Consider the following 21,404-nt stretch of genomic DNA (forward strand, 5'->3'; position numbering starts at 1 on the left):
AAAGAGGCGGTAAAATGAAATTTATTTTAAATTTTTGGCGAAAATTAACGGCACCAAGTAAAGCTGCTGTCGGTACTGTACTTGCTATGGGTTTCCTTGGCGGTATTATTTTCTGGGGTGCCTTTAACATGGGTATGGAAGCGACAAATACAGAAGAATTCTGTTCTGCTTGTCACGCGCCTATTGTTAAAGAATTAAAAGAAACAATTCACTATTCGAATCGTTCTGGTGTGCGCGCAATCTGTTCTGATTGTCACGTACCACATAACTGGACAGATAAAATTGTACGTAAAGTACAAGCGAGTAATGAAATTGTGGCATTCTTGATGGGTAAGATCTCGACTCAAGAAAAGTTCGAAGCACGTCGTAAACATCTAGCTGTACGTGAATGGCAACGTATGAAAGAAAATGATTCACAGGAATGTCGTAACTGCCATAACTTTGAATACATGGACTTCTCAGAGCAAGGCCCGCGTAGTAGAAAACAACACTCTACAGCATTAGCGAGTGGCGAAAAAACATGTGTAGATTGCCATAAAGGTATTGCCCATCAACTACCAGATATGTCAGATGTACCTGGTTGGTAGATTGAATAAGGAAACACGATTATGAGTACGTTAGAATACGTTATTTGGCATATTTTAGGATATGCAGCGATACCAACTATTTTAATCGCAGGATTTGTTGGCGTAGCTGGATTCTCGGTATGGGCGTTGTCGCTCACTGTAGATAAAAAGCAATAATAACAGCGTAAACTAAATAAGTAATGTTAAGGCCGCATTTGTATCATGCGGCCTTTTTATTGCCTGAAATTCATGATTTTAGTTATTAAGATTAATCATATTTATCATAAGTTACTCGCACTCCCTTGGTGGTATCACATAAGTGGTAAAAGCATGGTTGTGAAGAAACACTATTTGATTTAGCACAAAGTGTATAACAAAAGTAAAACGTTAATATGGAGGTAATTATTAAATATAGCGTATCAGCTAAATGTTAAATCTACGTGTGAGGGTGATCTATGAAACTGACCAGACGGGCATTTGTTAAAGCAAACGCAGCGGTATCTGCAGCGGCAATCGCGGGAGTGACACTTCCTGCGACAGCGACTAACCTGATTGCAAGTTCGAGTGAAACTAAGATTAAATGGGATAAAGCGGCTTGCCGTTTTTGTGGCACTGGCTGTTCAGTTTTAGTCGGTACAAAAGGAGGGAAAGTCGTTGCGACACAAGGTGATCCTGAATCACCTGTAAATAAGGGGTTAAAATGTGTTAAAGGCTACTTCCTTTCTAAAATCATGTACGGTAAAGATCGATTAACTACGCCCTTATTACGAATGAAAGACGGTAAGTATGCCAAAGATGGTGAATTTATGCCGGTTTCATGGGATCACGCTTTTGATGTGATGGCAGATAAATGGAAAACATCGTTAAAAGAAAAAGGACCGACATCTGTTGGTATGTTCGGTTCTGGCCAGTGGACTGTCATGGAAGGCTATGCGGCGGTTAAATTAATGAAGGCTGGTTTCCGCTCTAACAACATTGATCCGAATGCGCGTCATTGTATGGCCTCTGCTGTTGGCGCTTTCATGCGTACGTTTGGTATTGACGAACCGATGGGCTGTTATGATGATTTCGAGCATGCAGACTCATTTGTACTTTGGGGTTCAAACATGGCTGAAATGCATCCTATATTATGGACGCGTATTACAGACCGTCGTTTAAGTAATCCACATGTAAAAGTAAACGTATTATCAACCTATAAACATCGTTCATTTGAGCTCGCTGATACGGGAATTGTGTTTAACCCACAATCTGATCTAGCAATGGCGAACTTCATTGCTAACTACATTATTCAAAATGATGCAGTTAATTGGGACTTTGTTAATAAGCATACTCATTTTAAACGTACTGCGACGGATATCGGTTACGGACTACGTAACGAACATCCGTTACAGCAGAAAGCGAAAAACCCTAATTCAGGTAAATTATCAGCAATGACGTTCGAGGAGTACAAAGCCTCTGTTGCTGAATATACGGTTGAAAAAGCCGCAGAGATTTCTGGTGTATCAGAAGATAAATTACTTATTTTAGCTAAGCAATATGCAGATCCAAACACTAAAATAATGTCATTATGGACGATGGGGATGAATCAGCATACACGCGGTGTATGGATGAATAGCCTTATTTATAATATCCACTTATTAGTCGGTAAAATATCTCAACCGGGTAATGGACCGTTTTCACTGACAGGCCAGCCATCAGCCTGTGGTACTGCGCGTGAAGTGGGTACTTTCTCACACCGTCTACCTGCCGATATGGTTGTTAAGAACCCGAAGCATCGCGCTATTTCTGAAAAAATATGGAAGCTACCAGAGGGCACTATCCCTGCTAAACCTGGGTTGCATGCTGTTGCACAAAACAGAGCTTTAAAAGATGGATCGTTAAATGCGTATTGGATCATGTGTACGAACAATATGCAGGCAGCTCCAAATATGATGGAAGAAAGCTTACCGGGCTACCGTAACCCAGATAATTTTATTGTTTGTTCTGACCCATACCCAACGGTTACAGCGCAAGCATCCGATCTTATTTTACCAACTGCGATGTGGGTAGAAAAAGAGGGCGCTTATGGTAATGCTGAACGACGAACGCAAACCTGGTATCAGCAAGTAAAACCCATTGACGGTGCAAAATCAGATTTATGGCAGTTAATGGAGTTCTCTAAGCGTTTTAATATTGAAGAAGTATGGGACGAAGAACTGATCGCTAAAATGCCTGACGTCCGTGGTAAAACGATGTTTGATGTGTTGTTTAAAAATGGCCAAGTTGATGCTTTCCCAATTGAAGAGGCACAAGCATTAAATGATGAATCTCATGACTTTGGCTTTTATGTTCAAAAAGGCTTATTTGAAGAATATGCAACGTTTGGCCGTGGTCATGCCCATGATTTAGCCCCTTATGATACTTATCATCAAGTACGCGGTTTACGTTGGCCTGTCGTAAATGGTGTTGAAACGAAATGGCGCTTTGCTGAAGGCAGTGATCCTTACGTAGGTAAAGGTAAAGGTTTTGAGTTTTATGGTAAGCCAGATGGTAAAGCAAACATCATCTTTGCACCTTATGAAGCGCCACCTGAAGTGCCAAATGATGAATATAACATGTGGCTATGTACTGGTCGTGTACTCGAACATTGGCATTCAGGCAGCATGACGGCACGTGTACCAGAGCTTTACCGTGCGATGCCGGATGCACTTTGTTATATCCATCCAGATGATGCAAAAAAACATAATGTACGTCGTGGCGATGAAGTCTTGATTGAATCTATTCGTGGTGGAGTTCGTTGTCGCGTTGAAACTCGTGGGCGTAATAGACCTCCAGTTGGTTTAGTATTTGTTCCTTGGTTTGATGCAAGAGTACTGATCAACAAGGTTATTCTAGATGCAACAGACCCATTATCAAAGCAAACTGATTTCAAAAAATGCCCAATTAAAATAACCAAAGTGTAAGGACAATTGTGCATTTTGAACATCTCTTTTGTCAGCTGTGATGGCTGGCAGAAAATAGATTATTGGCCACTAGGCGGAGAATAGATAATGAAGAAAATAATCGGAGTATTACTGACTGCAGGGGCATTGCTTTCTGCAAGTGTGATCGCAACAGAGGCAACTCATATTGAAAACGTAAATAGCGGAGGTGTTGAATCGATGCGCGGAATAACCGAGCTTGATGATACCCGTAAAGCAGATGAGTTAAAGCGTGTGATTAAAGATCGTGGGCCCATAGATCGTGATTATGTGTACCAGCCACCATTAGTGCCGCATCAAACCAGAGGCTATGAAGTATCGTTAAATGCCAACAAATGTTTGTCATGCCACAGTTGGAAATACGCAGGTGAAATGGGCGCGACTAAGATCAGTGTTACGCATTATCAATCACGTGAAGGGCAAGTCCTTGCTGATGTATCACCGAGTCGCTATTTCTGCTTGCAATGTCATGTGACTCAAGTTGATGCCAAGCCATTAATTGAGAATGACTTTAAACGTGTAGATTCATTACGTTGATTCATCTCAAATGACCGTAGCCTAAACGAAAAAGAGGCGATTAAATGAAATTAATTTTAAATTTTTGGCGTAAGCTGACCACACCGAGTAAAGCGGCTGTTGGTACTATTTTAGCAATGGGCTTTCTCGGAGGTATTATTTTCTGGGGTGCCTTTAATATGGGAATGGAGGCGACAAATACGGAGGAGTTTTGTTCTGCTTGTCATGCTCCCATTGTTAAAGAACTAAAGGAAACGATTCATTACTCTAATCGTTCAGGTGTACGTGCTATTTGTTCTGATTGTCACGTCCCCCACAAATGGACAGATAAGATTGTGCGTAAAGTACAAGCGAGTAATGAAATTGTCGCATTCTTGATGGGAACCATTTCGACTCAAGAAAAATTTGAAGCGCGTCGTAAGCACTTAGCTGTTCGTGAATGGCAACGCATGAAAGAAAATGATTCACAGGAATGTCGTAACTGCCATAACTTTGAATATATGGACTTTTCGGAGCAAGGTCCGCGTAGTAAGAAGCAACACTCTACAGCACTCGCAAGTGGCGAAAAAACGTGTGTTGATTGTCACAAAGGTATTGCGCACAAGCTACCGGATATGTCAGATGTACCAGGTTGGTAAATAAGGAAATGCAATTATGAGTTCTTTAGAAAGTGCCGTTTGGCATGTGTTAGGTTATACCGCTATGCCGGTTATTTTCCTCGTTGGTTTTCTTGGCGTAGCTGGATGTTCAATATGGGCATTGTCTATCACTGTAGACAAAAATGAATAATAGTAACGTAAAATGAAATAAGTAATGTTGAGGCTGCATTTGTATAATGCGGCCTTTTTATTCTCTATCTTACGACCTTGAGGTAGCCCCCATATCCCTGTATTATAGCCGCATACACAATCCCGTTTATTATCGATAAAATAAAGCATTGAATGAAAAATAAAAATGTATCAATTGGATTAACGAATCCTAAAAGTCCCACGAATGTTGGCGCTGTTATGCGTGCTGCAGGTTGTTATCAAGCAGATGCTGTTTACTATACTGGCGTTAGATATGACCGTGCATCTGCCTTTCAAACTGATACGCAAAATGTTGCAGCTAAAACCCCATTGACGGGTGTCGATAATTGGCTCGACAGTATTCCAGAAACAACAAATATTGTTTGTGTTGAATTAGCGGAAGGGGCAATCCCATTACCTGAATTCAAACATCCTGATAGTGTGATTTACATATTTGGTCCTGAAGACGGCACTATTGATCAGAAAGTGATTAATCGTGCATCTGCAGTTGTTTATGTACCGACTGTCGGTTGCATGAACCTTGCCGCAACAGTGAATGTTTTGCTATATGATCGCCTTGCAAAGTCTGAGAGTACGGTTGCGAATGATGAACTTATTCGTGAAAGTCGCGATAATAACAACAAAGTGAAAGTGACGAGTAAATAATAAATAATAACGACGCGTGATCGTTATTTACTAGCTGATCAAGATCAACGACTGATAAGCTAAATCTCTTATAATTGTTTAATAAACATGACCGAATTAAAAAGGAAGAATAATGAGCCATGCTGAATCAGGGTTTAAAGCTGCAAAACTTGCCGTATTAACCGTATCAGATACCCGTAATGAAGACACAGATACTTCAGGACGCTTTCTTGCAGAAGCACTTGTTGCCGACGGTCATATTTTAGTTGATAAAAAGATCGTAATTGATGACAAATACAAGATCCGTGCAATTGTCTCTCAGTGGATTGCCGATGAAGATATTCAAGGCGTATTAATTACCGGCGGTACTGGTTTTACTGCTCGTGATACCACGCCTGAAGCGGTCCAGCCATTATTTGATAAAGCGATTGAAGGCTTTGGCGAATTATTCCGTGCTGTCTCGTATGATGAAATTGGTACATCAACTATCCAAAGTCGTGCGGTTGGTGGCTTTGCAAATAAAACCGTTATTTTCTGTATGCCTGGTTCAACAGGTGCATGTAAAACGGGTTGGAATAAGATCTTACGTGAACAGCTTAATAATTCACATCGTCCATGCAACTTTATGCCACATATCTAAGTAATAGGAATTATTAATGTCTCAAGAATTTACGCACGTTAATGCTTCTGGTGAAGCAAATATGGTTGATGTAACTGAAAAAACAGTAACACAACGTGAAGCAAGAGCGGAAGCAATCGTTCACATGTCAGCAGAAACATTGACTCTTATAATGTCAGGTGATCATCACAAAGGTGATGTATTTGCGACAGCACGTATTGCTGGTATTCAAGCCGCAAAGAAAACATCTGATATTATTCCACTTTGTCATCCACTTATGTTGACAAAAGTAACGGTTGAATTAACGCCTGAACCTGAACATAACCTTGTACGTATCGAAACGTGTTGTAAGCTTTCGGGTAAAACAGGTGTTGAAATGGAAGCATTAACAGCCGCATCAGTTGCAGCGTTAACCATCTACGATATGTGTAAAGCCGTTCAAAAAGACATCATCATTGATGGTGTTAAGCTACTTGAGAAGACTGGTGGCAAGTCAGGCCACTTCAAAGTTTAGATCGCTCAGGATATTATTATGATTAAAGTATTATTTTTTGCTCAAATTAGAGAGTTAGTGGGTTGTGCAGAGTTAGAAATTTCAGGTCAATTTGAATCTGTAAATGCCTTACGTGCAGAGCTTGCGGCTAAAGGCAATAAATGGGCCCTTGCACTTGATTCAGACAAGTTATTAGTGGCTATCAATCAAGAAATTTGCAGTTTAGATTCACCACTTGAAGATGGTGTTGAAGTTGCATTTTTCCCACCCGTTACCGGAGGCTAAATGAATTCAGATATGATTAAGATTCAAACTGAGGATTTTGACTTAGCAGCAGAATATGCAGCGTTAGGAAAAAGTCACAGTACCGGTGCCGTTGTTACTTTTATTGGTAAAGTGCGTGATTTCAACCAAGGTGATAACGTATCGGGTTTAACACTTGAACATTATCCAGGGATGACTGAAAAGTCACTTTCGAAAATATTGGTTGAAGCTGAAACCCGTTGGTCAATCCAAGGTGTTAAGGTAATTCATCGTGTTGGTGAGTTAGCGCTAGGTGATCAGATCGTATTCGTTGGCGTAGCAAGTATGCACCGCGGTGATGCTTTTCAAGCGTGTGAATTCATAATGGACTACTTAAAAACACAAGCGCCATTTTGGAAGAAAGAAGCAACTGAAGACGGTTCTCATTGGGTCGATGCCCGAGAAACTGATACGACAGCAGCCGATCGCTGGAAATAACGACTGGTCAAAAGTAATTACTGATCATTAGTATCGTTATGTAACAGGTATAAAAAAGACCTTATTAGACAATCCAAAGCTGGTTATCTAATAAGGCCTTCTACTAGCTAAACGATAGTAGCTTGCTTATGAAGCAGTATTACCTTACTTTGAAGGTGCTGCAACATTACCTTTACGGTGAAGCTTAGCACTTGTTTTACGGTGCTTACCTTTGCTTGCTTTTTTCGTTGGTGCTGTTGTTTTTGGCTTATACTCAACTTTTTCTTCACCAACCGCTTTGTTACGACGTGGTTGACGACGTTCATGAGAAGCACGGCCGCTAATATCTGCAATTAGACGGTCACGGTTACTTACTTCATAGCCTTTAACTACTTCACGTTCAATCTTATGACCAATCATCATTTCGATATCTGCAAGACCATGCTCTTCTTCACGACATACAAATGATACTGCATTACCAGCTTCACCAGCACGACCAGTACGACCAATACGGTGAACGTAATCTTCAGCTAGGAATGGTAAATCAAAGTTAACAACGAATTTAAGACCTTGAACATCAAGACCACGAGCAGCTACGTCTGTCGCTACTAATGCGCGGATTTTACCTTCTTTAAATTCAGCTAAAGCACGACGACGTGCGCCTTGACCTTTATCACCATGACAAACATCAGCTCTAATACCATCAAGTTTTAATTCTTTAACGATGTTATTAGCGGCTTCTTTAGTGTTAACAAATACTAATACTTGTTTCCAGTTATTCTTACCGATTAACTCAGACAGTAATTCTTGTTTACGGCGTTGTTCAACTGGGTGAATTACGTGTTTAATTGTTGTTGCTGTTGAGTTTTCTTTTGATGCAGACACAATCACAGGTTGAGACAGTAGCTCATTTGCTAAATGCTTCATTTGTTGTGATAGGGTTGCAGAGAACAGCATTGTTTGGAAATCGTTAGAGATTGACTCTAAGATCTTACGGATATCGGTAATGAAACCCATATCTAGCATACGGTCGGCTTCATCAAGCACTAAGTGTTCAACGTTAGCAAGATTCGTATTGCAAAGTTGTAGGTGCTCTAATAAACGACCTGGTGTTGCAACTAAAACGTCAACGCCTTGTTTAAGCTGTTTAGTTTGCGTTTCCATTTTAACGCCACCATATACACTAACAACATTAAGTGTCATGAATTGGCTGTACGCTTTAATGTTGTCTGTTACTTGTGCTGCAAGTTCACGTGTTGGTACTAAAATTAATGCACGCACGTTTCCAGAATGAATTTCTTTTGGAGTATCTGCGATTTGTTGCAAAATAGGTAAAGCAAAAGCAGCTGTTTTACCTGTACCTGTTTGTGCGTTCGCTAGAATATCTTTCCCGCGACCGGCAGCAGGGATTGCTTGCTGTTGTACAGGCGTCATTTGGTCGTAATTACAAGCATCTAGCGCGCGTAAAATCTCGGGAGTAAAACTATATGATGAAAATTTCATTGAATATCCTAGCAGTAGGGTTTGTACCTTAATTAGGCGAGGTATTCTACAGTAATAAATGCCTTAGGTGAATTTATCATTTGTGTTAATAGCTAAAATTAATCAGTTAAATTGTTTTGAGTGATTAGATGTTAAACAAACTTAGACTTGGATAGTGTTGTCATTATGCTATAATCCGCCGCTTATATTAGCATCATAGGTTTTATAATGAGTACTGAGCAAACGTTTAAACTAGTCGCAATTGAAGGTAACATCGGTGTTGGTAAGTCAACATTACTGCCTTTATTGGCTGCAGAGTTAACAGAACATGATAATGCCAAGTGGCAGTTAATTTTAGAAGACGTTGATTCAGACCCTGAATTTCAGCGCTTGTTACAAGCGTTTACGGTTGATACTACACGCCGTATCGAGTTTCAGCGCTACATTACGAATAAAAGAGCTGATATCTGTAAAGATTTAGATCCAGCATTTAATTATATTATTGAGCGTTCATTATTTTCAGATCTTGTATTTTGCCAAGCTAACTTAGCTGAAGCATGCCGCCCAGATGGGAAAGATCTAGACTATTATTATGATATTCAAACTAAATTAAAAGATTACCCACGTGTATCAGCAGTTGTTTACCTGCGCTCTGACGCTGAAACAGCATATACACGTATGCTTTCACGTGCACGTGATGCTGAACAAGGTACACCTCGTGACTACCTACAGTTAATTTCTGATTGTCATGATACATTTTTACCGCATATCTGCCGTAAATATAATACGGTGTTATTAACTGAAGATTGGACACACTTTGGTTGTCCGACTACATTAGCTAAGCGTATTATTAGCGAAGGTATTTAGTTAATTACAATGACGTAGAAGGTTCTGCGTCATTGTACTTTTATTATAATTAGACTAACCTGCTATTCATCATTTTATTTTACATGGAAAGTGCGATTCATCATTTGAACTGTGCTAAGTAAGGTACTCAGTTAGTGAAAATACCAGCTATATTCGCGTTCGTTCTATTTTTATCTTCTTCGGTTTTCTCTTCTTCCGCGTTTGCTATTTCCAGTGTTGATTTCGATATTGAGGGTGTCTCTGGTGACATCGAAGATAACGTCAATTCATATCTATCGACTATTTCTATTCCGAAAGGAAATAATTACAGCTACTTCGAGTCTAAAGTTCGTCAGAGTATTATCGAATCTATTCAAGTTTTTGGCTTCTATCGTCCAGATATAACAATCAACCTCACTCTTGACGATGACGAACTCATTACATTTATTAAAATAAAGTTGGGAGAAAGGGTTAAGCTTTCAGCTGTGAATGTAGCGATTAATGGTGAGGCGAAACACGATCCAAGTTTTGTTAAACTGTTACGTGAAATGCCACTGCAATCTGGAGGTAATTTATCACATGCTAACTATGACAAATTTAAGGCCGATATAAGTAAACTTGCATTAGCACGAGGTTATTTTGATGGTAAGTGGGTAAAAAGCGAAGTACGCGTGAGTGTAAAAAAGAGTAGCGCTGATATTGATCTTATTTTTGATAGTAAACAACGTTATGTATTTGGTGAGTCCGTACTATCTAACCCGACAAAATCTGAATCTGTTGTGTCAGAGTTGACTACATTCAGCGTTGGGCAAGAATATGAATCTCATTTGGTTGCGGAATACAGTTTAGCACTTTTTAACAGTCGATATTTTCAATCAGCTTCCGTTATTCCTGATATCAATGGTAGATCAGATGGTAAAATACCGATTATCATTACTGTTATTAATCATCCAAGTAATACCTATGAAGTTGGTGTTGGTTATTTAAGTGATGTCGGGTTTAGGGGGACTTTAGGTTGGAAGAAACCCTGGATTAATAGCCGAGGTGATAGTGTCTCTGCTGAATTTGAATACTCAACAGTGCAGCAAGAGTTCACGTTTGATTATGATATTCCTATTGAGGATCCCATTACTAATATTGCAAAGATCCAATTTGGTTTTCAACGTAAAGATAATGAAGATACCGAAAGTAAACTATTTACGTTACAGCTGCAGCGTCAATTCGAACTTGAATCAAAATGGTTACGTACTTGGTTTATAAAACTGGAAAAAGAGAATTTCGTACAGGGTAGCCAAGTCGGTAGTAGCATTATGGTATTACCGGGTGTGAGCTTTGCAAAAACAACGCAGCGAGGTGGTGTCGATCCCTACTGGGGCAATCAACAACTCTTCAGCTTCGAGGCTGCAAGCCCTTATTGGGGAGCTGATATCAATATGGCTAAGTTCCAGAGTAGAACAAAGTACTTACGCTCCATTGATAGGACCCACTTTTTTACAACGCGTGTTGATTTAGGCGCTATCTATGTCGATGAAATCGAAAGTGTTCCTGCGTCAATGCGTTTTTTCGCTGGTGGTAGTCAGAGCATTCGTGGTTATCAATACGAAACGGTGACACCTGTTGATGCGGATAATGCGTATATTGGTGGGCGGTATTTAACAGCGGGTTCATTTGAATACGGCTATCAAGTCGCAGAGAAATGGCGTGTTGGTGTTTTTGCTGATGCTGGTACATCAACGAATGATTTTTCTGAACCTGTCAGTATCGGTGTGGGAACGGGTATCCGCTGGATGACACCTATTGGTCCAGTAAAAGTTGATTTTGCAGTGCCTGTTAACTCAGATACAGATACGAAGTATACCTTTCATTTATATATCGGGCCTGAATTGTAATGCGGTTTATTCAATATTTCTTTATTTTCCTTATCCTTATTATAGGATCATTAACCGCTTTACTTGGTAGTCACTCTGGCAATCAATATATTATTGAGCAACTCAAAAAAACGGAATTACCTTTACGTCTAGTGCTAACAGAAGGCTCGTTATTACACCAGGCTCGCTGGCAAACAATTGATTGGCAAGGGGAGTTATTTCAATTTTCGATTACTGAGTTAGACTATGATATTGATTTAAGTTGTTTATTAAGTGCCGAGATCTGTGTTGATAACATAGATGCAGATACAGTCAGCTATTCAATGGCGTTAGCTAAAGAGTCAAATACGCTTTTAGGCGTAGATTTAGGTGATGCACTAACACGCATTGCTCATATTGATGATGAAATGATGAATAATGATTGGCAATTGAACATCCCGTTGCTAATTAGCGTGAAAAGTATAGATATTCGTAATATCAATGTTGATGTCGCAAACACCAAGGTAACGGCCGATAGATTAGAGGGCGCAGTTGATTTACACGGTAGAGATATCACAGTCACTAAGTTGTTCACGAACAATGTATTTGTACAAGTATTAACTGAATCATCAACAGCGCAAGCCACTAACAATATTCTCACCCCGACATCTTCTGCGTATATTAATGAAGCGAATAAACAATTAGATATCGTTACTGAAATATTGAATGAATTTCAACTTTATCAGGTATCAATCCCATTACGCGTCGATGTTTATCAAGCAAAACTTAACCAATCTCAGGTTCAAATTAATGAATTATTTTTAGATTTTAATTCAATTGATTTAATTGGGTTCATTGATTCCGGCGAAGTTAACATTGAGACATTAGTTGTTGATATGCCACAGGCTGATACCAGTGTGAGTGGTGAGATCTTGTTACAGAAAGATTATCCCGTGTTTGCAAACGTCAGTACCGTACTTAAGCAACCGGAATTACTCAATCAACTTACTATAGATGTGAAAGCTGGTGGCAGCCTAGAAAAAATAAGCTTAGCAATTAATACGTCGGGCGCTATAAATACACATGTTGATGCATCCCTCGCATTATTTGAGCCTCGTTTACCGTTTATTATTGATGCCACTTGGCTGGAATTAGGCTGGCCCTTAATCACACCTGCTTATATCAAAACACTGGACGGAGAATTATCTTTAAAAGGTAATTTGGATGATTATGCAATTGATATATCGGGATTGTTAGACATCGACCATGCGCCACCATTAGACCTCAAAGCTCAAGGCCGGGGCACGCTAAAAGGATTATCACTATCAAAAGTGAATGCTCAAACGCTTGGTGGGAAAGCAATCGCGTCAGGTGTTGTTAATTGGTCTGATGGCATCACTGTTAATAGCAACATTCGCGCTGAAGGTGTGCAGTTAGAAAAGTACTGGCCGGATGTTAAATTGCAACCGAATGGTAAAGCTGTGGTTGATTTTAAACTTAGTCCTGCTTCAGATAACGATTGGCGACTTAATATTCATGGCATTGATATTACTGCAGACGTGGAAGGTTACCCGTTAATATTGGAAGGGGCACTCACGCTAAACCAAGATTTATATTGGAACTTAAATGGCTTTTCTCTTTCGCGCGGAGAGGATTCGGTTAGGCTTGATGGCATTATTAATGAGCAGTTTAAATTAGGTGGTGAAATAGATGTTAAATCTTTTACGCCTTATCTAGCGGACGCTAAAGGGGCTGCATTTGGTTATTTTACTGTCATCGGTAAAAAGGATAAACCTTGGTTCAACTTTGATCTTTTTACCGACAATGTATTATTTAAAGATAATAAATTAAAACGTGCGGATCTAACGGGAAAAATAAGTTTGGCTGAGCGCCCTGAAGGGATGATATCTCTTACTGGTGAAACGCTTACTATTGGTGAGCAGGTTATTAATAAAATCGAGCTTGATTATACCGCGGAAAAAAACACTAACGGACTTCGCGTAAGTGTTGAGAATGAAAAAAATGATGCAGTATTGGCGATTAATGGTTTTTGGTTGGGTGATATTTGGCAGGGTAAGGTAAGTAAAGGACGAATTAACTCTGAATACGGCAATTGGATCATTGATCCGGATGTAAACTTTACCTTCTCTAATAAAGATTATTACCTCTCTGTCGCAGAGCATTGTTGGAATGAAAAAACAGCAAAATTTTGTTTAGGCTTTGATGGGAAACTTGATGAAGCTGATAAGCTCGAATTTGAGTTGCATAATTACGATATTAATAAGCTGGGCTTAGACACTGCACGTAACCTTGAAATTGAAGGTTTGTTGAATATCAGTAGTACCATTACTTGGCGTAAGGAAGTCTTACAACTGACTTCTAAAATCGACATTACGGATGGTTCATTACTTATATATAATGAAGAAGAAAGCAGTATTGCAAACTTTGAAGCTTTGACAATGGATGTTGGCTTAGATAAATCGACTCTTACGACGAAGATCAATGTCAGTTCCCATGAATTAGGCGGGGTGACGGGTAACATTCGTATGGATGATATCTTTGGTCAACGAGCACTAAGTGGTGATGTTAATATAATTGATATCGATCTTGCGTTCATTGAACCTCTTATCTACCAAGTCGACGTGCTTAATGGCGTTTTATCCGGTGCCGGTATTGTTGATGGTACCCTCGATAACCCAGAAATAATTGGGCAGTTTAATATTAATAATGGCTATTTGTCAGGGGATGAATTGCCTGTCACGTTAGAAAATTTTCAATTTAATATTGAATCAAGTGGTCAAAAGGCAAGTATTACGGGGAGTGCAAATTCAGGTAAGGGTACCGCTAGTGTGATAGGCAGTCTTGCTTGGGGGGATGGATTTAATTATGAAATGCTGTTGAACGGTGATAATTTTGAGTTTGATGATAACAAAGGAGTGAAGTTACATTTCAGTCCTAAAATAAAAATTACCGGAAATGAAAGCGGCGCGAAAGTGACTGGTGACATTATTATACCTTATGCGTTAATTAAAGTTGAGCAACTGCCCCAAACTGCAATCCAAGTCTCTAATGATGTCATTATTATTGATGCAGATAATGTCAATGAACAACAGGACTATCCACTCGATGTAGAAGTGAATATTAAGTTATTAGATGATGTTAAAATTGACTCATTTGGGCTTGAATCTCGTATTACAGGTGGCGTTAGTATTATTTTAGATGAAGACGGTAACTTGTTTTCTGATGGTATGTTACAGCTCGAAGATGGTCGCTATCGATCGTTTGGACAAGACCTTTATATACGAAAAGGACAAATTGTATTTTCAGGTTCAGTGGATAATCCTTATATTAATGTTGAGGCAATCCGTAATACAGAGCTGACCGAAGATAATGTTATTGTTGGTGTTCGATTGATCGGGCCGGTAAAAAAACCTGTATTTACGATATTCTCAGAACCAGAAATGCAGCAAACTCGCATGATTTCTTACTTGCTACGTGGGCGAGATGTGAACTCTGAAGATGAGACGAGTCAAGATGTTGTCATTACAACAATGCTGGTGGGTTCTAGTCTTGGACAGGGTAAAGATGTGATCAGTTTCTTAGGCGATACACTCGGTGTAAAAGACTTTGCTATTGATACTCGAGGGCAGGGGAATGATACGCGTGTTGAAGTAAGTGGTTATGTATTACCTGGCGTGCAAATTCGTTATGGTATCGGTTTGTTTTCTGCGTTAAGTGAAGTTGTAGTGCGCTATGAAATCATACCAAAGCTTTATATTGAACTTGTGAGTGGTGTTGATAGTGCAGTGGATTTGTATTACAAATTTAGCCGTTAAATAAAGTCGAATTATAGATAAAATAAAAGCAGCTAGGCTGCTTTTTATCAAAATAGAACGATAAGCTATTTAATATCGCTTGCCTCGTGAGCTGAAATTGAAATAGCGTGAGATCCTTTTGGACCTTCATCAATCTCATAATCAACGAGCTGTCCTGCTTTTAATGTACGATATCCGTCCATTTGTATAATAGAAAAATGAGCGAAAACATCATCACCACCCGCCTCAGGACAAATGAAACCAAATCCTTTAGCGTTATTGAACCACTTAACCGTACCGGTTGCCATACCTCTGCATCCTTTCTTTTGTTGCAACGACCTTATTGCAAGTTGTTTGATAACTAAACGTTATGTCCCCTTTTAATCGATGGGGAATAAGATGTATATAAAAAGATCATTAACTTGTTAATTAAATGATACATCTTGTTAATAAATTTAGTTTATTCGCTACTATAGTCAAGTTAATATTCCTAAAAATGATTGAAATGAGGTAAACTTAGACGAAAGGTTGAAAGTTATTAGCCCAAATCTGTGATAGGTACTAAGATATAATTATGAGTAAGTTAGATGAACTGATTGATTTCAAAACAAGTATAGAAAGTGAGCTAGAGATAAAACCGCCTTCATTTTACAAAGTGTTTTTGAATAATGACGACTATACTCCAATGGACTTCGTTGTAGATGTGCTACAAAGGTTTTTTTCTATGGATATAGATAAGGCTAACCAAATCATGTTAACTGTTCATTATAGGGGCAGAGGGGTTTGTGGTGTATTTACGGCTGAGATAGCCGAGACAAAAGTATCACAGGTGATGCAATATGCAAAAGACAACGAACAGTCCTTATTATGTACCATGGAACAAGTATAAGTGTAATGATGACAATATTACGCAACACGTAGTTATAGGGAGATGCCTATGTTAAGCAAAGATCTAGAAGTTACGCTCAATGAAGCGTTCAAAACTGCACGTGAGAATCGTCATGAGTTTATGACGGTCGAACATCTATTAGTTTCACTATTAAGTAATAAATCGGCTTGTGAAGCAATCAAAGGTTGCTCTGGTGATGTCGATGCCATTCGCGATGAACTGCTTCTCTTTTTAGAACAAACGACACCTATTCTGCCTGAATCTGATGAAGATAGAGAAACTCAGCCGACACTTGGCTTCCAGCGAGTGTTACAGCGTGCTGTATTCCATGTTCAATCTTCAGGAAATAACGAAGTAACAGGTGCAAATGTACTTGTTGCAATCTTCAGTGAGCAAGAGTCGCAAGCCGCTTATATTCTGAAAAAATCAGGCATGAGCCGTTTAGACGTTATCAACTTCATTTCACACGGTATTCGTAAAAACGATGAAGAACCGGGGATTGAAGATAGCCATGATTCGTCAGAACAAGCGATTAATGATACTGAAGATCAATCAACTAAACTTGAAAACTTCTCAACAAACCTCAATAAGCTTGTTGTTGAAGGGCGTATTGACCCTCTCATCGGGCGTGAAGAAGAGTTAAATCGCACGATTCAAATCTTGTGTCGTCGCCGTAAAAATAACCCATTACTTGTAGGTGAAGCAGGTGTAGGTAAAACTGCGATTGCAGAAGGCCTAGCATACCGAATCGTTAATGAAGAAGTGCCTGACGTCATGAAGAATACGCAAGTGTTCTCTCTGGATTTAGGCGCATTACTTGCAGGTACTAAATACCGTGGTGATTTCGAAAAACGGTTTAAATCGTTATTGAAACAGCTACAAAAGCATGATGATGCAATTTTATTTATTGATGAAATTCATACTATTGTTGGTGCTGGTGCCGCATCGGGTGGACAACTTGATGCTGCAAATTTAATTAAGCCTTTATTGAGTAATGGTACGTTACGCTGTATTGGTTCTACGACATACTCGGAATACAGCCAGATTTTTGAGAAAGACAGTGCACTTGCTCGTCGTTTCCAAAAAGTAGATGTTGTTGAACCATCGATTGATGATACGGTTAAAATCCTACAAGGGTTGAAATCTCGTTACGAAGATCACCATGATGTACGTTATACAACGAAAGCTTTACGTGCAGCAACAGAGCTATCAGCTAAATATATTAATGAACGTCAACTACCTGATAAAGCAATTGATGTCATGGATGAAGCGGGTGCAAAACAACGTTTATTACCTATGTCTAAACGTAAGAAAACGATTGGTGTTGGTGAGATTGAGTCTATTGTGGCTAAAATGGCACGTATTCCAGAGAAATCAGTTTCTTCAAACGACCGCGATGTACTTAAAAACTTAGAACGTAACCTGAAAATGGTTGTGTTCGGGCAAGATCCTGCGATCGAAGTGCTTACCGATGCAATTCGTTTATCTCGTTCAGGTTTAGGTGCTGAAGCAAAACCAATTGGTTCTTTCCTATTTGCAGGCCCAACGGGTGTTGGTAAAACAGAAGTGACGCAGCGATTAGCTAAAATCATGGGTGTTGATCTTATCCGTTTTGATATGTCTGAATACATGGAACGTCATACGGTATCTCGTTTGATTGGTGCACCTCCTGGTTATGTTGGCTATGATCAAGGTGGTTTATTAACAGACGCTGTGATTAAGCAGCCTCACGCTGTTGTATTGCTTGATGAAATTGAAAAAGCACATCCAGATGTATTTAACCTGTTATTACAAGTGATGGATAACGGTACACTAACGGATAACAATGGCCGTAAAGCTGATTTCCGTAATATTATTCTTGTTATGACAACGAATGCTGGTGCGACTGAAACAGTTCGTCAATCGATTGGTTTTAAAGAGCAAGATAATAACAGCGACGCACTAGGTGAAGTGAACAAATTATTTGCTCCTGAGTTCCGAAATCGTCTTGATAACATCATCTGGTTTAATCACCTTGACTTGGATGTTATCCATATGGTCGTTGACAAATTCTTAGTCGAACTAGAAGCGCAGCTGGATGATAAACAAGTAACCTTACATGTATCAAACGAAGCACGTAAATGGTTGGCTGATAAGGGTTACGATAAAACGATGGGTGCACGACCAATGGCGCGTGTTATTCAAGATAAAATTAAGCGTAATCTTGCTAATGAAATTTTATTTGGCAAGTTAGCTGGTGGTGGCGCTGTTGATATTCAGCTTGGTGATGATGAGTTAAAATTCACATTCACGGATGTAAAAGTGACTGCAACAGAAACATAATTAGTTAATTTTTGAATCTGCTATAAGGTTGTTTTTTTTCAAATTAGTGTTACTTTGTACCTAGGCTTGACTTAAAGAGGGAATGCAAAATGGATATTTCCGCATTAACTAGAGTCGAAATTAGTATCCCAGATGGGATCAGTTTTGATTCATTAGGACTTGAACTTGACGATGATGGCAGCATTTCCTTTGATATCGAAACATTGGAAGCGGTAGCATTAGAAAGTGGTATTGATGTGGCCTTATTAGATGAAGGCTACGTATTACAAGTATTGCTCATTAGTTTTTATCAATGGCATCGCGTGCATAATGGTGAGGTAAACTCTGTCATGGAAGATATTATTGAGCAAGCAAACGATTTATCTGCTTATTCTGATGATGAGTTAATAATGATATTGGGTTCTGCTGAAATGGATAAACAGGCTAATGTCGCCATTTCACAAATTGTTCACTAGTTATTAATGTTATCTTGATAAAGCAACCTAAACGAAAAATGGAAGCCAATTGGCTTCCATTTTTATTATGCGCTTTTAGTGCAATCTATTTTTACTGATAGTATGCAACTATGTATAGCGTATATTATTCACTGTCTTTAACTTGTAAGCCAACGTTACCCGTCTTAACGATATCAATGATACCTTTCTTGAATAATTGACCTACAGCGCTTTTGAATGTCTTTTTACTTACACCAAATAAACGAGAGATTGTTTCTGGGTCTGTTTTATCAGTAACAGCCATGAAGCCGCCATGCTTGTTTAACTCTGATAATAACACTTGGCTAAAATCAGATACTTTGCCGTGGCCAGGTTCATTGAGTAAGATATCAATTTTACCGTCTTCACGTACTTTTTGAATGTAGCCTTTTTGTTTTTCGCCACGGTTTAATTTCTTAAACATTTCATTCTTGTACACAACGCCCCAGTGGCTATTATTTACAATAACTTTATAGCCAAGGTCAGTTGGATCAACAGGCGTAATTTCAACTTCTTCATGTAATTTGTATCGTGCTGGCGTATTGTCAACATGACGATCTAGCTTTGTTGTTGCTGTGATACGACCATGAATGCGATCAAGGTAGATAGCAACAAGGTATTCACGACCCACTTGTAATGGAATGCGTTGTTCGCTGTATGGAACTAAAAGATCTTTGTCTAAGCCCCAATCAAGGAATGCACCCACATTGTTTACTTGTTTTACTTTTAGCATGACAAATTCGCCAACTGCGCCAAGTACTTTTTGAGTGGTTGCAATGATACGGTCTTCTGAATCAAGGTAGATAAATACCTCAAGATCATCACCGATATCTGCATTTATTGGTGCATTTGTAAAAGGTAAAAGAATTTCACCCAATACTCCGCCGTCCAGATAGAAACCTGAACCAGTTTCTTTGATAATTTCTAAGGTATTTAACTTACCTAATTCTGCCATAGTGCTATGCTCTGTATTGAAATAATGAGGGTTATAGTAGATCACCCAATAATGCGGGCAATGTACCATGAAGCGCGAAAAAAGCCCAATATTTGAAGCTGAATTAATATTAATAACTTGAAAGGTTAAATTTATGCACTAATATTGCCTGATAATAATGCCTTCTGTTATACTTCGCGCACTTAATTGCGGTATTTCTGAAGTTCTCATTATCAAAACCTTTTCGCAATTCCTAATTCCCTTAATATTAGTATAAATTATCATGACGCAACAAGACATTAAACAGACTCGACTTAATAAATACATCAGCGACACGGGTTATTGTTCTCGTCGTGAAGCAGACCGCTTAATTGAGCAAGGTCGTGTAACCATTAACGGAAAAATCCCTGAAATGGGGACTAAAGTGTCAGATGGCGACATGGTTTCAGTAAACGGTAAACCAGTAAAAGCCAAGCAAAAGCGTATCTACATTGCGTTAAACAAGCCAGCGGGTATTACCTGTACAACTGAGCGCCATATTCAAGGTAATGTAATTGATTTAATTGATTACAGTACACGTATCTTCCCAATCGGTCGTCTTGATAAACCTTCTGAAGGTCTTATCTTTTTGACTAATGATGGTGATATCGTTAATAAAATTCTGCGTGCAGGTAATGCACATGAAAAAGAATATATTGTTAAAGTAGATAGTACGGTTACAGATAAGTTTATAACGGGTATGTCTCGTGGCGTTCCAATCTTAGATACAGTCACTAAGCCATGTAAAGTGACACGTGAAGGTCGTTTTGAATTCAAAATTATTTTAACACAAGGCTTAAATCAACAGATTCGTCGTATGTGTGAACATTTTGGCTTCCAAGTTAAGTCGCTAACACGAACGCGTATCATGAATATTGATATGAAAGGCTTAGCGACAGGTCAGTGGCGTTTACTGACAGATAAAGAAATGGCAGAAATCAACAATATGGTTGAAGGTTCAAGCAGTACTGAAGAAGCGTCTGATTATGGCCAAGCGAAACCAAAAACAAAAGGTGTACATTCTAAACGTGGTGTAAACAGTGCAGCACGCCAGAAACGTTTTGGTTATGGCGATTATGCAGCAACACCTGGCCAAGTTTTGAATGATGAAACGAGTTCTGATTATTGGCAGCAAGATGAAACAGCTGCTGCTCTAGATAAGAGCGACGAATCAACATCTAATTTCTGGACGCAAAATGCAGCATCGTCTGATGTTTCATCTGATGTGTCTTCAGATATAGTTAAGCAAGATAAACCAACCTCTTTTTCTGATGAACAAATTGCATCAAGAGCGCGTTTTGAGTCAGCAGGGAAGAGAAAAGAGCGAAAACCAGCTACGCGCCTGAGTATTATTGCTGAACGTGAGAAAGCGAAGTTGGCTAATGCTAAAGCGAGTCCAGCAGCACCACGTGTTAAAGGCACGTTGTCGTTGAAAAAGAAGTAACGCTGT

At 39.2% G+C, this 21,404-nt stretch carries 21 protein-coding genes; 18 read left to right on the forward strand and 3 right to left on the reverse strand.

Going from position 1 to position 21,404, the window contains the following annotated elements; all coding sequences use genetic code 11:
- Positions 1-14: 14 nt before the first annotated feature.
- The 11 genes from HWV00_RS09365 (at position 15) to moaE (ending at position 7,328) form a co-directional block, all read left to right on the forward strand.
- On the forward strand, positions 15-587 hold the full coding sequence (locus tag HWV00_RS09365; RefSeq protein ID WP_017222202.1) for a NapC/NirT family cytochrome c: 573 nt from the start codon (positions 15-17) through the stop codon (positions 585-587).
- 21 nt (positions 588-608) lie between these two features.
- Entirely contained in the window at positions 609-743 is a 135-nt protein-coding gene (locus HWV00_RS09370) for a TIGR02808 family protein (protein WP_211685873.1), read from the forward strand.
- A 278-nt stretch (positions 744-1,021) separates the two neighbouring features.
- Entirely contained in the window at positions 1,022-3,508 is a 2,487-nt protein-coding gene (gene napA / locus HWV00_RS09375) for a periplasmic nitrate reductase subunit alpha (RefSeq protein WP_211685875.1), read from the forward strand.
- Between the two features lie 87 nt (positions 3,509-3,595).
- A complete protein-coding gene (locus HWV00_RS09380) occupies positions 3,596-4,063 on the forward strand; it encodes a nitrate reductase cytochrome c-type subunit (RefSeq protein ID WP_211685877.1) in 468 nt (155 codons plus the stop codon).
- Positions 4,064-4,107: 44 nt separating this feature from the next.
- Positions 4,108-4,680 (forward strand): NapC/NirT family cytochrome c, encoded by a 573-nt coding sequence (locus HWV00_RS09385; protein WP_211685879.1) that lies wholly within the window; start codon positions 4,108-4,110, stop codon positions 4,678-4,680.
- Between the two features lie 16 nt (positions 4,681-4,696).
- Entirely contained in the window at positions 4,697-4,831 is a 135-nt protein-coding gene (locus HWV00_RS09390; RefSeq protein WP_211685881.1) for a TIGR02808 family protein, read from the forward strand.
- 152 nt (positions 4,832-4,983) lie between these two features.
- The gene (locus HWV00_RS09395; RefSeq protein WP_211685883.1) at positions 4,984-5,496 is read left to right on the forward strand and encodes an RNA methyltransferase; all 513 of its coding nucleotides are present in this window, start codon (positions 4,984-4,986) and stop codon (positions 5,494-5,496) included.
- A gap of 112 nt (positions 5,497-5,608) precedes the next feature.
- Complete coding sequence (moaB, locus tag HWV00_RS09400; protein ID WP_211685885.1) at positions 5,609-6,115, forward strand: molybdenum cofactor biosynthesis protein B; 507 nt, start codon at positions 5,609-5,611, stop codon at positions 6,113-6,115.
- Positions 6,116-6,131: 16 nt separating this feature from the next.
- Entirely contained in the window at positions 6,132-6,608 is a 477-nt protein-coding gene (gene moaC / locus HWV00_RS09405; RefSeq protein ID WP_211685887.1) for a cyclic pyranopterin monophosphate synthase MoaC, read from the forward strand.
- A gap of 18 nt (positions 6,609-6,626) precedes the next feature.
- A complete protein-coding gene (gene moaD / locus HWV00_RS09410; protein WP_211685889.1) occupies positions 6,627-6,872 on the forward strand; it encodes a molybdopterin synthase sulfur carrier subunit in 246 nt (81 codons plus the stop codon).
- Entirely contained in the window at positions 6,873-7,328 is a 456-nt protein-coding gene (moaE, locus tag HWV00_RS09415) for a molybdopterin synthase catalytic subunit MoaE (protein WP_211685891.1), read from the forward strand.
- Positions 7,329-7,472: 144 nt separating this feature from the next.
- Here moaE and HWV00_RS09420 read toward each other — a convergent pair whose 3' ends face one another.
- A complete protein-coding gene (locus HWV00_RS09420; protein WP_211685893.1) occupies positions 7,473-8,810 on the reverse strand; it encodes a DEAD/DEAH box helicase in 1,338 nt (445 codons plus the stop codon).
- 207 nt (positions 8,811-9,017) lie between these two features.
- On the opposite strand from HWV00_RS09420, the gene HWV00_RS09425 reads away from it, so the two are divergent.
- The 3 genes from HWV00_RS09425 to HWV00_RS09435 all read left to right on the forward strand — a co-directional run bounded on the left by HWV00_RS09425 (position 9,018) and on the right by HWV00_RS09435 (position 15,318).
- Positions 9,018-9,656: a deoxynucleoside kinase gene (locus HWV00_RS09425; RefSeq protein ID WP_211685894.1), complete on the forward strand. Its 639-nt coding sequence runs from the start codon at positions 9,018-9,020 to the stop codon at positions 9,654-9,656.
- Positions 9,657-9,790: 134 nt separating this feature from the next.
- Complete coding sequence (locus HWV00_RS09430) at positions 9,791-11,524, forward strand: autotransporter assembly complex family protein (RefSeq protein WP_211685896.1); 1,734 nt, start codon at positions 9,791-9,793, stop codon at positions 11,522-11,524.
- Positions 11,524-15,318 (forward strand): translocation/assembly module TamB domain-containing protein, encoded by a 3,795-nt coding sequence (locus HWV00_RS09435; RefSeq protein ID WP_211685898.1) that lies wholly within the window; start codon positions 11,524-11,526, stop codon positions 15,316-15,318. The genes HWV00_RS09430 and HWV00_RS09435 overlap by 1 nt, the downstream gene beginning before the upstream one ends.
- Positions 15,319-15,383: 65 nt before the next feature.
- Here HWV00_RS09435 and cspD read toward each other — a convergent pair whose 3' ends face one another.
- The gene (gene cspD, locus HWV00_RS09440; protein WP_211685900.1) at positions 15,384-15,605 is read right to left on the reverse strand and encodes a cold shock domain-containing protein CspD; all 222 of its coding nucleotides are present in this window, start codon (positions 15,603-15,605) and stop codon (positions 15,384-15,386) included.
- 266 nt (positions 15,606-15,871) lie between these two features.
- Here cspD and clpS point away from each other — a divergent pair, with 266 nt between their 5' ends.
- The 3 genes from clpS (at position 15,872) to HWV00_RS09455 (ending at position 18,963) form a co-directional block, all read left to right on the forward strand.
- Positions 15,872-16,186 carry an ATP-dependent Clp protease adapter ClpS gene (gene clpS / locus HWV00_RS09445; RefSeq protein ID WP_211685902.1) on the forward strand — a complete coding sequence of 105 codons (315 nt, stop codon included), beginning with the start codon at positions 15,872-15,874 and terminating at the stop codon, positions 16,184-16,186.
- A 48-nt stretch (positions 16,187-16,234) separates the two neighbouring features.
- Positions 16,235-18,508: an ATP-dependent Clp protease ATP-binding subunit ClpA gene (gene clpA, locus HWV00_RS09450; protein WP_211685903.1), complete on the forward strand. Its 2,274-nt coding sequence runs from the start codon at positions 16,235-16,237 to the stop codon at positions 18,506-18,508.
- A gap of 89 nt (positions 18,509-18,597) precedes the next feature.
- Entirely contained in the window at positions 18,598-18,963 is a 366-nt protein-coding gene (locus HWV00_RS09455) for a hypothetical protein (protein WP_211685905.1), read from the forward strand.
- Between the two features lie 124 nt (positions 18,964-19,087).
- On the opposite strand, the gene HWV00_RS09460 is transcribed toward HWV00_RS09455, so the two are convergent.
- The gene (locus tag HWV00_RS09460; RefSeq protein ID WP_211685907.1) at positions 19,088-19,936 is read right to left on the reverse strand and encodes a S1 RNA-binding domain-containing protein; all 849 of its coding nucleotides are present in this window, start codon (positions 19,934-19,936) and stop codon (positions 19,088-19,090) included.
- 262 nt (positions 19,937-20,198) lie between these two features.
- On the opposite strand from HWV00_RS09460, the gene rluF reads away from it, so the two are divergent.
- Positions 20,199-21,398, forward strand: coding sequence for a 23S rRNA pseudouridine(2604) synthase RluF (rluF, locus tag HWV00_RS09465; protein WP_211685909.1), 1,200 nt, complete (start codon positions 20,199-20,201; stop codon positions 21,396-21,398).
- The last annotated feature ends 6 nt before the right edge of the window (positions 21,399-21,404 follow it).

It is taken from the genome of Moritella sp. 24 (genome assembly GCF_018219155.1).
Lineage (GTDB): Bacteria > Pseudomonadota > Gammaproteobacteria > Enterobacterales > Moritellaceae > Moritella.

Excerpts from the sequence above, each read along its gene's own strand:
- HWV00_RS09460 (WP_211685907.1), bottom strand. The coding sequence starts at position 19,936 with ATGGCAGAATTAGGTAAGTTAAATACCTTAGAAATTATCAAAGAAACT.
- moaE (WP_211685891.1), top strand. The coding sequence starts at position 6,873 with ATGAATTCAGATATGATTAAGATTCAAACTGAGGATTTTGACTTAGCA.
- rluF (WP_211685909.1), top strand. The coding sequence starts at position 20,199 with ATGACGCAACAAGACATTAAACAGACTCGACTTAATAAATACATCAGC.
- HWV00_RS09385 (WP_211685879.1), top strand. The coding sequence starts at position 4,108 with ATGAAATTAATTTTAAATTTTTGGCGTAAGCTGACCACACCGAGTAAA.
- HWV00_RS09365 (WP_017222202.1), top strand. The coding sequence starts at position 15 with ATGAAATTTATTTTAAATTTTTGGCGAAAATTAACGGCACCAAGTAAA.
- HWV00_RS09455 (WP_211685905.1), top strand. The coding sequence starts at position 18,598 with ATGGATATTTCCGCATTAACTAGAGTCGAAATTAGTATCCCAGATGGG.
- HWV00_RS09425 (WP_211685894.1), top strand. The coding sequence starts at position 9,018 with ATGAGTACTGAGCAAACGTTTAAACTAGTCGCAATTGAAGGTAACATC.
- clpA (WP_211685903.1), top strand. The coding sequence starts at position 16,235 with ATGTTAAGCAAAGATCTAGAAGTTACGCTCAATGAAGCGTTCAAAACT.
- HWV00_RS09390 (WP_211685881.1), top strand. The coding sequence starts at position 4,697 with ATGAGTTCTTTAGAAAGTGCCGTTTGGCATGTGTTAGGTTATACCGCT.
- moaB (WP_211685885.1), top strand. The coding sequence starts at position 5,609 with ATGAGCCATGCTGAATCAGGGTTTAAAGCTGCAAAACTTGCCGTATTA.
- napA (WP_211685875.1), top strand. The coding sequence starts at position 1,022 with ATGAAACTGACCAGACGGGCATTTGTTAAAGCAAACGCAGCGGTATCT.
- moaC (WP_211685887.1), top strand. The coding sequence starts at position 6,132 with ATGTCTCAAGAATTTACGCACGTTAATGCTTCTGGTGAAGCAAATATG.
- HWV00_RS09420 (WP_211685893.1), bottom strand. The coding sequence starts at position 8,810 with ATGAAATTTTCATCATATAGTTTTACTCCCGAGATTTTACGCGCGCTA.
- HWV00_RS09370 (WP_211685873.1), top strand. The coding sequence starts at position 609 with ATGAGTACGTTAGAATACGTTATTTGGCATATTTTAGGATATGCAGCG.
- cspD (WP_211685900.1), bottom strand. The coding sequence starts at position 15,605 with ATGGCAACCGGTACGGTTAAGTGGTTCAATAACGCTAAAGGATTTGGT.
- HWV00_RS09435 (WP_211685898.1), top strand. The coding sequence starts at position 11,524 with ATGCGGTTTATTCAATATTTCTTTATTTTCCTTATCCTTATTATAGGA.
- moaD (WP_211685889.1), top strand. The coding sequence starts at position 6,627 with ATGATTAAAGTATTATTTTTTGCTCAAATTAGAGAGTTAGTGGGTTGT.
- HWV00_RS09395 (WP_211685883.1), top strand. The coding sequence starts at position 4,984 with ATGAAAAATAAAAATGTATCAATTGGATTAACGAATCCTAAAAGTCCC.
- clpS (WP_211685902.1), top strand. The coding sequence starts at position 15,872 with ATGAGTAAGTTAGATGAACTGATTGATTTCAAAACAAGTATAGAAAGT.
- HWV00_RS09380 (WP_211685877.1), top strand. The coding sequence starts at position 3,596 with ATGAAGAAAATAATCGGAGTATTACTGACTGCAGGGGCATTGCTTTCT.